Annotated in this window: 14 protein-coding genes and 1 riboswitch; of the genes, 13 read left to right on the top strand and 1 reads right to left on the bottom strand. The window is 36.4% G+C overall.

What is annotated here, in order from left to right; all coding sequences use genetic code 11:
* The first annotated feature begins 40 nt into the window (after positions 1-40).
* The 10 genes from V6E76_RS01145 (at position 41) to V6E76_RS01100 (ending at position 8764) form a co-directional block, all read left to right on the top strand.
* Positions 41-1678 (top strand): PucR family transcriptional regulator, encoded by a 1638-nt coding sequence (locus V6E76_RS01145; RefSeq protein ID WP_247348200.1) that lies wholly within the window; start codon positions 41-43, stop codon positions 1676-1678.
* 137 nt (positions 1679-1815) lie between these two features.
* Positions 1816-3210 (top strand): NCS1 family transporter, encoded by a 1395-nt coding sequence (locus tag V6E76_RS01140; RefSeq protein WP_247348198.1) that lies wholly within the window; start codon positions 1816-1818, stop codon positions 3208-3210.
* Positions 3211-3293: 83 nt separating this feature from the next.
* Positions 3294-4229: a CorA family divalent cation transporter gene (locus V6E76_RS01135; RefSeq protein ID WP_247348197.1), complete on the top strand. Its 936-nt coding sequence runs from the start codon at positions 3294-3296 to the stop codon at positions 4227-4229.
* Positions 4230-4601, top strand: a complete 372-nt coding sequence (locus tag V6E76_RS01130; protein WP_247348196.1) for a DUF1801 domain-containing protein — start codon at positions 4230-4232, stop codon at positions 4599-4601.
* A gap of 154 nt (positions 4602-4755) precedes the next feature.
* A complete protein-coding gene (locus V6E76_RS01125) occupies positions 4756-5700 on the top strand; it encodes a metal-binding protein ZinT (RefSeq protein WP_247348194.1) in 945 nt (314 codons plus the stop codon).
* A gap of 12 nt (positions 5701-5712) precedes the next feature.
* Positions 5713-6873: a metal ABC transporter solute-binding protein, Zn/Mn family gene (locus V6E76_RS01120; RefSeq protein WP_247348192.1), complete on the top strand. Its 1161-nt coding sequence runs from the start codon at positions 5713-5715 to the stop codon at positions 6871-6873.
* Between the two features lie 61 nt (positions 6874-6934).
* The gene (locus tag V6E76_RS01115) at positions 6935-7429 is read left to right on the top strand and encodes a hypothetical protein (protein ID WP_247348190.1); all 495 of its coding nucleotides are present in this window, start codon (positions 6935-6937) and stop codon (positions 7427-7429) included.
* A gap of 88 nt (positions 7430-7517) precedes the next feature.
* On the top strand, positions 7518-7799 hold the full coding sequence (locus V6E76_RS01110; protein WP_247348188.1) for a DUF3219 family protein: 282 nt from the start codon (positions 7518-7520) through the stop codon (positions 7797-7799).
* A 1-nt stretch (position 7800) separates the two neighbouring features.
* A complete protein-coding gene (locus V6E76_RS01105; RefSeq protein WP_247348186.1) occupies positions 7801-8259 on the top strand; it encodes an MsnO8 family LLM class oxidoreductase in 459 nt (152 codons plus the stop codon).
* A complete protein-coding gene (locus V6E76_RS01100; protein ID WP_247348184.1) occupies positions 8249-8764 on the top strand; it encodes a hypothetical protein in 516 nt (171 codons plus the stop codon). The genes V6E76_RS01105 and V6E76_RS01100 overlap by 11 nt, the downstream gene beginning before the upstream one ends.
* A gap of 110 nt (positions 8765-8874) precedes the next feature.
* On the opposite strand, the gene V6E76_RS01095 is transcribed toward V6E76_RS01100, so the two are convergent.
* Entirely contained in the window at positions 8875-10050 is a 1176-nt protein-coding gene (locus tag V6E76_RS01095) for an MFS transporter (protein ID WP_247348182.1), read from the bottom strand.
* Positions 10051-10208: 158 nt separating this feature from the next.
* Positions 10209-10314, top strand: a riboswitch (SAM riboswitch).
* A 91-nt stretch (positions 10315-10405) separates the two neighbouring features.
* Here V6E76_RS01095 and V6E76_RS01090 point away from each other — a divergent pair.
* The 3 genes from V6E76_RS01090 to V6E76_RS01080 are packed head-to-tail and all read left to right on the top strand — an operon-like array spanning position 10406 to position 12563.
* Positions 10406-11491, top strand: a complete 1086-nt coding sequence (locus V6E76_RS01090; RefSeq protein WP_247348180.1) for a 5-methyltetrahydropteroyltriglutamate--homocysteine S-methyltransferase — start codon at positions 10406-10408, stop codon at positions 11489-11491.
* Positions 11492-11550: 59 nt separating this feature from the next.
* On the top strand, positions 11551-12144 hold the full coding sequence (locus V6E76_RS01085) for a ribonuclease H family protein (protein ID WP_247348178.1): 594 nt from the start codon (positions 11551-11553) through the stop codon (positions 12142-12144).
* A gap of 8 nt (positions 12145-12152) precedes the next feature.
* A complete protein-coding gene (locus tag V6E76_RS01080; protein WP_247348176.1) occupies positions 12153-12563 on the top strand; it encodes a hypothetical protein in 411 nt (136 codons plus the stop codon).
* Positions 12564-12577: the final 14 nt, after the last annotated feature.

Raw genomic sequence — 12577 nt, 5'->3', positions numbered from 1 at the left:
CTTATCCAACTTGGATAAAAGCGAAAAAAGGAAGGTGCTTATGAATTTTACAGTGAGAGAACTGTTGCAATTAGAAGAAATTCAAGAAGCGAATTATATAGGAACGAAGCAAAGCCTATCGAAATATATCACAGGCATCACCATAATGGATGCACCGGATGTGTCACAGTGGTTAAAAGGCGGAGAGGCCTTGTTGACGAGTTTTTATCCTGTAAAGGATTTTGATAATCAGGCTTTAGAACAATGGATTAACTCCTTAATTGACAAAAAAATATCTGTTCTTATCACAAAGATACCTAAGGAAATAAACGAGTTGCCGGAGATTGTCACTCGCATATGTCATCAAAATAATATAGGTATCGTGAGCATTCCTGAACATGTACCCTTCATAGAAATTATTAAGAAAGTCACACGTAAATTGTTCAGTCAAGATATCGAACGACTAGAATACTTCAGAGAAATCAATCATAGATTCACAGAACTTTCTATTAGAAATATGGATGATGAGGTCATTATTAAGACGCTTGAATCACTGATCGGTAATCCGGTAACGATCTACAACGAACTTTTTAAAGTACTTGCCACAACAGATAGTGAAGTGGAGCTATTCTATGAAACTCAGACCTTTGAGAAAGATAAACACACCTTAAACACCATTTTTCCCATATATCGTCGATCTGTTCTCTATCCGAAGTTACAGGACAGAGAATGTGAACAAATCATGATTCCGATAACAACTGTCAATCAAAGTCGGATTATGTTGGTCATTAGTGCCATAAACTCCGGGTTCTCAGAATTTGACTTCGTGGCTATAGAAAATGCGGCTACGGCCTTATCACTTAACTTAGCTAAAAAAATTGCGATTTCAGAAGTGGAAAAGAAATATAAAAATGAAATCATCGATGACTTATTATCCGGTGAAATTAAAAATGAAAATGACATTGCTGACCGTGCTCAAAATATTAACTTTAACTTAAATAGTCGATCAGCAGTTGTTGTATTCACCTTAAATATTAAGGAAAGTAAAAACAATTCAACCGTTCGTCAACGCTACTATAATGTGTTAATTAATAATATTGAATACTATTTGAAATCTGCAATTATAAGAGAGCGTTTCAATCAAATTATTGTAATTTGGCCGATATTCTCAGGTCAAAAAGATAGAAAAAAAGAGATGGCCAACATTAAACGGACTTTGAACTTAGTTGTTGAAAAATTTGAGGCGAGTGTTTCAGATGCAAAAGTCTTAGCGGGAATTGGCACAATTGCAGAGACTGTTTTTGACTTGCCGAGAAGTCATACAGAAGCACAAGAGGTCAGCCGCATGTTAAATAACTACAATAGGGTTCAAAGCTTTGAAGAATTGGGTATATATAGATTATTGTATCAGTTCAAGCATGATAGCAATGCACTCAGCGACTATATTCCGCACAGCTTGAGACGCCTGTTAGATTACAATAAGAATAAACGCGACCAGCTCATTGAAACCTTAGATATGTATTTACAAAGCCAACAGAATATTTCTCGTACCGCAGACCGCCTCTACGTACACTATAAAACAGTCACATATCGTTTAGATAAGATCAAAGAGATTACTCAGATGGACTATGAGGATGCGAATGAGATGCTATCCGTTCAGGTCGGTCTGAAGATATTAGAAATTAATAAGAGTGAATAACTATAATAAAATGGTATGATATTGAGAGAAAACGATTTAAATTTATCCATCATAGATAAAGACATGGGGAATATAGAAATATATAATTGCTTATGGATATTATTACTGAAAATTATATGTTTTGAAGAGGTGTAAACATGTCAGAAGAAAATAAAGAAGTTCAAGGACTTGAGAATCCAGATGCAGCAGCTCAGACGGATTCACTCAAGCCTAATGGACCAGAAGATCGTACCCTAGGTGCAGCAGGTTATATGTCACTTTGGATCGGTGATGGTGTCAACATGGGTAACATGACACTAGGTGCCAGTGTTGTAGTAGCGGGTATGGCGGTATTAAATATTTACCAAACTATAGCAGCGGCTCTAGTTGCTATTGCAATTGTCTCAGTATTATTTGCATTAAATGACCGTGCTGGTTATAAATACGGTATTTCGTATGTTTCACAGCTGAAAGTGTCATTTGGTGAAAAAGGGACTTTAATTTCATCACTACTACGTGCTGTTCCTGCTGTAATTTGGTACGGAATTCAGTCATGGATTGGTGGTACTGCATTAAACGAGGTATTTAGAATTGTCTCTAATGGTGCGATTGATAATGTATTTGTCGCATTTATAATTTTACTTGTGATTCAAATCTTACTTTCTATGAAAGGCTTCCATAGTATTAAGATGGTTGAATCAGTAGCTTCAATCGTACTTATGGGTATTGTTATTGTCGTATTTTACATACTCGTAACAGACCACAGTGCTGCGATTGCAGACACATGGATTAACACACAAGGTACATGGGGTGTTGAGTTCTTCGCCTATATCATGGTATTCCTTGGTAACTATGCCGCAATATTCTTAAGTGCTGCAGACTACTCAAGAGAACTTAAAGTTGGATACTCAGATGGCAAACGTAGCTTACTTTACTTTGTTCCGATCATCATTGCTTATGGTTCAGTTATTGTTGTCGGTGCAATGCTTGCAAGTGCGACAGGATATGCCAACCCTGCACTAGGTTTACCAGCCCTATTCGATAACGAAGCAATGCAATTATTCATTTCTGTATTTATTGTCTTTGGTGCGATTGCTGTAAACATGGTTGCGAACATCGTCACACCAACTTACGTTATTCAGTTATTTACTAAGTTAAATTACAAGATTGCAGTAACGATTACAGGACTGCTTGCTATGGGTTCATTCCCTTGGTTACTTGTACAAGATGATAACGCTAAAGGTTTAGATACATTCGTTCATGTATACTCAGCATTCTTAGGGCCAATGATTGCAATTCTAATTATTGAATTCTATGTGATGAGAAAACAACATATCGATATTAAAGAGCTATACAAAAAAGGCGGTTACTTCTCAGGATTTAACTATGCAGCTCTACTCGCATTAATTATTGGTGCTGCAGCAGCCTTCTCCTTCGTTGATCTTGCATGGTTGATTGGATTTATTGTTGCTGCTATAGCATATCCAATTATATCTAAGACAATGTTTAAAAACTCACCGTTCAAAAAAGGTACAATCTTTGAAGAAGAGTGATGAGTAAAGACAGCAGATTAAATCTGCTGTCTTTTTTATTATATATGGGCAAATTGGGGTAAGGATTATAAAGAGGTGACAAAGTGACACTAAGCATTGAATATATTACATATGATAATCAAATTGTTCATGCCACACGAAAAGAAGACGTACCCGCTGATGCATCTTTCGTTTGGTACGATTATTCGAGCTTTGAAGATAAAGACCAACTTCTAAGAGACTTTGACTTTACAGCCATTACCTTAGAAGATGAAATCACAAAATTATATCGGCCATCTTATTACAGGGCAGACGATTACCAGTTGTTAATCTGTCACAATATAGATAAGGAAACGCTTCAAGCCCATGCCATTAATATTTGTGTTATGAAAGACATTGTTATCACATTTCACAATGGTCAACTTGAAGATTTTATCGATATAGGGAAGATAGTTAAAAATATGACAGAAGATCTAGAAGTTGATATCGCACTGTTCATCCTTTTACAGGCGGTGGAACAATACTTTGGAATACTTCATGATATTGAAGATGAAGTGATTGAGTTTGAAGAACGGCATGGTGACAATAAGCGAGATCCTAAAATTAATACTGCAATTTTTGATTTAAAACGAAAGACTTTTCGTGTTAAACGTGTGATTGTTCCGATGTCGGAATTAGTCGATAAGTTTTCAGAGGAAGATGAAATATTTAACAGTGAGAATAGTGCGCGTATACTAAAGAAAATAAAGGCGAAAATAGATCGTCAGAAACTAATTATTACCTTCTCAGAAGAGATGATTGACGAGATAAAAGAAAACTATATCTCATATAATTCTTACCAGATGAACCGGGTGATTAATGTACTTACAATTATTTCAGCGATCTTTTTACCACTGACTCTGATTACTGGGATATACGGCATGAACTTTAAATTTATGCCAGAATTGAACCTACAGTTTGGTTATTTTATTACTTTAGGTATTATGTTGTTGATTAGTATTGGTATGCTCGCATTCTTTAAATATAAGAGGTGGATGTAAATGGTAAAGGAAATATTCAAAAAGAGTTTAGATAAGTTGAACGATGAGCAAAAAGTAGCGATTACTAAAGTGTACGATTGGATTGAAGATCATTATCCTGACTTTGAAGGCCAAGTAAAGTGGAGTACACCGCTATATGTAAAAGATGGTAGTTTCATCATAGGAGTCAAGCCGGCAAAACATCACTTTTCTATTAATCCAGAACCCAAAGGCATAGAAGCATTTAGCGATAAAATCAAGACAGCAGGTTATAGTCATGAAAAGATGACCTTTAAAATAAAGTATGATCAAGCGGTGGATTACGATTTATTAAAGGAGATTATCGACTTTAATATTGAAGATAAGAAGGATTTAGACACATTTTGGAGATAACTTAATCGATATTTTGAAGTGGATTGCAACAGACAATCCGCTTTTTTTAATGCTTAAATTTAAAATTTATGTTTACATCCTTTAAAATTTCATGCTATGATACAAATCGTAACAATTACGAATAGTAATAATTACGATTTAAAGGAGAAGGATTATGAAAAAGAATGTATGGTTTTTAGGTACGTCATTAGTTTTAGTATTACTGACAGCTTGCCAAAATGCAGAAAGTGAGACACAAGTAGAATCGGGCGGTCATGAACATGAACACAACCATGAACATAGTGAAGTTGTTCAAACAACGACAATCGAAGGATTGAACGATCACTATCATAGTGGAGACCAGGCTGAATTGTCCGTATCAATGAATGAAGAAGAAAACGGTCATTGGCACTGGTATCAAAAATCTGATGGTGAAGATTGGACTTTAATTGAAGATGAGTTTGAGAACTCAATCAGTATAGAGGCAGTTGATGGCTTAGAAGTGAAGGCCACTTTCTATAATGAAAATCACGAAGTACTTGTTGAAAGTGAACCAGTTCAAATACATATTGATGACCATAATAACGATGTTTATAAAGGATATTTTGAAGATGAAGATATTGCTGACCGTGAACTGTCAGATTGGGCGGGGGAATGGCAATCAGTTTACCCATATTTAACATCTGGAGAACTTGATGAAGTGTTTGAACATAAAGCAAAAGACGGTGATATGACAGAAGTGGAATATAAAGATTATTACCAGACAGGTTATGAAACCGATGTAAATGACATTATGATCAAAGAAGATGGTGAGATTACTTTTAAAAGTGAAGAACAAACTATTACAGGTCAGTATGAATATGATGGCTATGAAATTTTAGAGTATGAAGCAGGTAACAGAGGTGTCAGATTTATCTTTAAAAAAATAGACGGTGATAACTCAGCACCTAAATATGTTCAGTTTTCTGACCACATTATCGCTCCAGAGAAGTCAGGTCACTACCACTTATACTGGGGAGATGACAGAGAAGAACTCTTAAGTGAAGTCGATCATTGGCCAACGTATTATCCAAAGAATCAGACAATCGACGACATAAAAAATGATATGTTACAACACTAGAGAGGACTTAACATGAAGAAAATATTTGTATTTATACTGACGGTTTTTATTTTAAGTGCCTGCAGCCAAGGAGAAGAGGATAGTCAGTCGGAAAAGTTAAAAGTATATACGACGGTGTATCCTTTAGAGTATTTAGTGTCTGAAATTGGCCGTGATACAGTGGAGACAACTTCTATCATTCCAGCGGGTGCTGATGGTCACTCGTACGAACCCACAATTAAAGAAATGACAGACTATGCAGATGGTGATGCCCTAGTTTATGTCGGTGAAGGTATGGAGGCATTTTCTTCAAATATTGCAGAAGCTTTAGAAAATCAAGACGTAAACCTGCTTAAAATTAGAGCGTATCACAATCTCTTCGAAGGTCAACATGAAGCGTATCAGGGTTATGATGATAAGGGTGATGAAGATGTAATTGAAGGTCAAGCTGACCACTATCATACAGGTGATCAAGTTGAATTGACGACGAATACATCCGATGTTGATGAAGTGAAATGGTCAGTCAATGATGACGGTGATTTTAAAGAAGTCAGTCAGGGTCAATCATTAACTTATGAGACGGGTGAAAATAGCTTTTCTGTACGCGCACAAGGATATAACAACGGTGAATTAATGTTTACTGACTATGTCGATATCATTATTGACAACCATGATAACTTTGACCCACACATATGGATTGATCCATTGAAAATGATTGAAGTTGGAGAAATTATTAAAGATGAGATGATTAACTTAAATCCTGATCATAAAAATATCTATGAAGAGAACTTTCAAGCCTTATCGTCAGAACTCGAGCAACTGGATGAGAAATATAAGGCGACTTTAAAAGATAAAGATAACGCTAAAATTATTGTGCCCCATGCTGCATTTGGTTATTGGGAGCGTTATGGGGTGGAACAATTAGCGGTTTCTGGTTATTCAATGAGTGATGAGCCTTCACAACAACAACTAAAAGAATTGAGTAAGGTGGCTCAGGAAAACAATCTAAGTCATGTACTATTTGAGCAAAATAGTCCAGGCAAAATATCTAAAGTTGTTCAGGACGAAATCGGGGCAGAGGCAGAATATATTCACAATATGGAAGTATTAACTGAAGAAAATATAAGTAATGATGAAGACTATATTTCACTGATGGAGAAAAACTTGCAAGTTTTAGATAAAGTGACTGACTAAGTAACTGTTAACTTCTTTGAATTCGGGTATATTAAATAAAGAATTCTAATGAGGTGACAGGATGAAAGATGACGGTGTGATTTATTTAAGTAGAAAAGATGTGCCTAAAAATTATGATCCGAAGGGCTTTAATTTTACCTTGTTTGGCTTGATTGTCCTCGGTGCATATTTATTGTTCATTATCTTTGATTTGTCATACAGAACTTTTAATAACATTGAAGAAAGTGCCTTTAATCGTGCTTACATCATAGCGATTATTGTATTGGTTGCCCTGGTGATGGGTTTTATCTTCAAGGCGGACAAAGGAGATAAGTATTATCAACTTCATATCTCAGAAAGTGGGATAATTATTAAATTTAGACGTGGTGAAAATGTGCTGATGAAAGAGGATATTACAAATATCACTATAGAGAACGATGTTATCACTGTAATTAAATTTTTAAATGGAGATGAAGTACTTAGAGAATTGAATCATGTTCATCTAAATCATGAGCAGTTTATTTCTCGTTTAAAACAGTATAATTATCCTGTTGAAGATAAGACTAAAGAAGGTTAAATTTATAAGAAAAGGGTATGCATTTTAATAGTAAAAGAATAGTTGTAATGTTATTATTCTTTTTAATGTATTGAAAGGATGGAATAGAATGGCGTACGAGATAATCATGCTCGATGACTTAACTTTAGATGTAAAAGAACTCGTTAGAGATAAAGAAGAGGGTACTGTGAACATCGTTTTCGATGTGGCGAGTGAAGATTATCACCACTTATCAGAACACTTGTATCAAGAGCAATTTCGTGTAAGAATTCCAGGGAATGATAATGAAGAATTCGAAGCGAAGATTGTTAACTTCTCAACATCTCTAGACAACTTGTATGAAGAAGACAATGTTGGAGAGTATAATATTACTTTGAAAGTCATAGATTAATATGCGTATAAGTATATTAGACCAGGCACCAATTTCAACACACATGACAGCAGAAGAAGCACTGGGTAATAGTGTGAAACTTGCAAGTGTTGCTGATCAATTAGGGTATACTCGTTTTTGGTTAGCAGAACACCATGCAATGAAAGGCTTATCCTCAAGTGCACCAGAAGTAACGCTCGGTGCAATTGGGATGATAACTAAAGATATTAGACTAGGCAGCGGTGCAACACTGCTGCCTTATTATAAACCATTAAAAGTGGCAGAGACTTTTAATACACTGCTCGCACTTCACGGTGATCGGATTGATGTCGGCATCGGTCGTGCCCCGGGCGGAGATAACGTTGCCTCTGAAGCACTAAGTGATAATTATCTTGGACATGTCTTTAAGATGCCAGACTTAGTCAGTGAATTAAAAGCATTGTTAATGAACAAGAGAGAACTTGAAGGTTATGCCAGATAGCCAGCATCAAGTCAAAATGTGGATGCTCGGTACCAGTGAAAAAAGTGCGATTTTTGCCAGAGACAATCAGTTGAATTACTGTTATGGGGAATTTATGAGTAGCCAATCGACAGGCGAAGTGCTATCGACCTATAAAGCAGGTAGCAATAATGGAGAAATCATAGTTACGGTCAACACTTTTTGTGGTCAAACATTTGAGGAAGCAGAAAGAATGGCGAGACCTTATTTAGTCAATCAAGCCTTAAAATCTACTGGACGAGAATTTTCTGGTATACCTTCATTTGATGAAGTTTCAGCAATTGAATTGACAGAGGAAGAAGTAGCTGAGTTCAATAAAATCCGTGACAATGTCATCATAGGAGATGCTGATTTTGTACGGGATGAGTTGATGTCATATCAAAGAACTTACGGTGTCGATGAGTTAATGATAGTGACGATTACTCATGACTTTTCCGATAAGGTCAAGAGTTATAAAAGGATTGCAAAAGTGATGTTAAATAAATAAGAAAAGCGTTGAACCTTATAGAGTTCAACGCTTTTTTGTGATGTTGATAATAGTGGGTGGCCCGCTGTAGCGATCACAGAGAGCCGCTAGCAATAAAGATATTAAAAACATTAATTTTCAAAACGGCTTTTATCTTCTATGAAGTGAGTGGCGACCATACATAAAGCGCCAAATACTAACATACCACCGGCGATGAAGGTAATCTCACGGTACGAGAATCCGTTAGTCAATAAGAGTGAACCGAGTGATGCACCGATTGAGTTTGAAAGATTGAAAACTGAAGCAGCCAAAGTACCGGCTAAAGCGGGTGCGGTAACTGCTGCAAAAATAATCTTAGAGTTCAACATTGGTGAAATTCCGAATGTGCCTAAGCCGAATAATCCAGCAGCAAGGTAGGCAAGATAAGGCACTTCTAACATAAAGGTTAAACCGAATAAGACGATGGCTAAGAACAGAATAACCAAAGTCACTGCTCCAGTTAGTTTTCCGGGTTGAATTCGACCGGATGAGAAGTTACCAATAACTGCAAAAGTACCAAACATTAGCATACTAAAAGTGACACCATAGTCTCCCATACCAGCAATGTCTCTTAACATGGGCTCTAAAAACGTATAGGCAGTAAATACACCTGAGTATCCAAAAATAATCGTAATCATTAACATGATGACATTCTTATCTTTTAATGCTGACAATTCACTAGAGACTTTCGGTGCTTCACCTGTCTTATAGTTTGGGGTGAATAGTATGAGTCCAAGTAAGTTGATTATGCCGAGGGTAACGATAATCCAAAAGACGATTCTCCAGTCTAACAAGGCACCAATGTATGAACCAAATGGTACACCGAGCATCACTGCGATGACGAGCCCACCATTTACTAGGGCAACTGCAGCGGTTTTCTTATTTGGTGGAGAAATTGCCATCGCTAAACTCATCATGACACCGAAAAAGGGTGCATGCATAGAAGCTGATAATAAGCGCGATAATAGCAATACTTCAAAATTTGGTGCGGTCGCGGCAACAATATTAGAAACTATAAATATAGAAATTAAAATTATTAAGAGTAATTTCGGAGAAAATCTCAACGTTAATAATCGAATCACCGGACCAAATACAGCAACACTGAGTGCGTAGACACTTAAGAGTAAACCGGTTGTAGAAACTTCAACGTTTAAATCTGCTGCAAATTGAGTTAATAGACCGGTTACGACATACTCAGTCATGCCGACTGCAAAGGCACCGATCATAAAAATTGTAATGACAAGTTGTCTTGAAGCTTGATCCTTCATATTAACCTCCTTATTAAAAGCATAAGAGATATACTATTACACATTAAAAACAAAGTCTATAATATATATGAAGAAAGTGTTTTCACTTAGTGATTCATAAGTTTTTTGACAGAATATTATGGCTAGTGCTAATATAATGTTCAATTAAGTAAATAAAATTCTTATCCAGAGAGGTGGAGGGAACAGGCCCGTCGATACCTCAGCAGCGGACCCTTAGGGGAACTGTGCTAATTCCTTAAAGTTCTTGTGACTTAAAGATGAGAAGATGGACATGTAAAGCACTCCTCTTTTAAATCTTAAACAAGATAGAAGGGGATTTTATTTATTTAAAAACAATATTGAAAGAGGTTATTACATGTCAGCACCATTTAAAGCAGATCACGTAGGAAGTTTATTACGTCCTGCCAGAATACATCAAGCAAGAAAAGACTTTGAAGCAGGTAATATCAGTAAAGACGAATTATTTAAAATAGAAACAGAAGAAATTGAGAAAGTGGTGGATAAGCAAATTGAAGTCGGCCTCAAGGCTGTTACGGATGGCGAGTTCCGCCGCCGTTTTTGGCACACTGACTTTATGGAACATGTTGGTGGCTTTGAAGGCTATATCCCTGAAGAAGGATACTCATTCAATGGCATGAAGACAGAAGCCTATAATATCCGCAACATCGGTAAGATTTCTTTCGATAAAAACCATCCACACGTGAAAGAGTTTATCTTGTTTAAGGAAATCGTTGGAGACAGAGCTGTTCCAAAACAAACCATTCCTTCACCTAACCAATTTTTCAACTATGGTGTACGTAATAAAGAAATCTATCCGGACATTGAAGAATATGCAGATGACATTATTGCAGCTTACCAGGATGCCATCTTGGCATTCTATGATGTCGGTTGTCGCTACTTACAGTTAGATGATGTTTATATTGCAAGACTCAATACAGAAGAAGAACCGTATCAGGAAAGTGGTTATAACCGCGAACAACTTATAGATCTAGCTCTAAGAGTTGTGAACGGCGCCCTAGAAGTGAAACCAGAAGATATGGTAATTACTACCCACCTATGCCGAGGAAACTACCGTTCTACTTGGGCATTTGAAGGATCATATGCCAAGATTGCGCCTGTCTTATTTGCTAAGGAAAATGTTGATGGTTTCTTTTTAGAGTATGATGATGATCGTTCAGGCGATTTTGAACCACTAAAAGAAATTCCTGATGGTGGCCCAGCTGTTGTGCTCGGTTTACTGACTTCAAAAAGTGGTGAATTAGAAGATAAAGAAGTGATCAAAGCGCGTATTGAAGAAGCGACCAATTATGTACCTAAAGAACAGATTCGTTTAAGTCCACAATGTGGATTCTCTTCGACACACCACGGAAATGTTTTAACTGAGGAAGAACAGTGGGAAAAATTACGTTACGTCATCTCACTTGCTGACGAATTATTATAAGGAAACTGCCACTCATGGTACAATCATGAGTGGTTTTATTTATTTAAAGGAGTATCGTTATGGCGAAATATTATGCAGTGCGTAAAGGACATCAAACAGGCATATTCACTAATTGGCCGGACTGTCAAAATGCAGTCAAAGGTTATAGTGGTGCAGAATTCAAATCATTTAAAACAAGACAAGAAGCTGAGAATTTTATCGATAATTTAAAAGATGAAACAGTAGATATTCCTAAAGGTGCCCTTGTGACCTATGTGGATGGTAGTTATGACAAAAGAAGTGAAAAGGCAGGCTTTGGTGCGGTGTTTATAGTGGACGATCATGTTATTCACCAAGCGAGTGAACCGACTGAGGTCGACCCTGAAGTCAATCTTTGGAACGTAACGGCAGAAATAGCAGGTATTCTCTATGCAGTGGAGTGGGCGATTCATCATGACTATAGTGATATATACGTGCACTACGATTATGCAGGATTAGAAAAATGGTATACTGAAGAGTGGAGAGCGAAGAATTCTGTCACTCAAAATTATGTTAAAACGATGCATGAATATAATAAGAAGATTAATATTCATTTCTATAAGGTGGCAGCACATACAGGCGTGGAATTTAACGAACTTGCAGACCAACTCGCTAAACAAGCTGTAAGTCAGTAGGAGAAATTATGCATATACTTTTATTTGTTTTAGTTGCAGGACTATTAATTAAATTTGCGGCAACCTCATTTTTTGACCAAGATAGAATCCATTTTTCATTCGATGAACGACGTTACTTTAATGATGAAGAAGAAACGATTGCAAAGATAATGCGATTAAATCTAGTGATGAAGGAAAGAATATTCTTCATTGTAATGACACTGGTTTACATCACTTCAATCATCTTGTATTTCTCGGGAAATATTACTTTAGGTCTGAGTGCTTTAGTTTTAGTAATCATCTTACAATTACTATTAAATATCATGACGGATTTTCTCTTGTATACAGCTTTTTACGATAAAGCGAATCTGGTTATGATTGTAATTTGGATTATACTGATTGCTGCAGTGATTATTTTATCGAGTATTTATATTATTTAAATCAAAAGAGGTGC

It is taken from the genome of Jeotgalicoccus huakuii (genome assembly GCF_036665975.1).
In the GTDB taxonomy this organism is placed as follows: domain Bacteria; phylum Bacillota; class Bacilli; order Staphylococcales; family Salinicoccaceae; genus Jeotgalicoccus; species Jeotgalicoccus marinus.
Note: the sequence above shows the minus strand (reverse complement) of the source record. Positions and strands in the feature narration are given on the sequence as shown.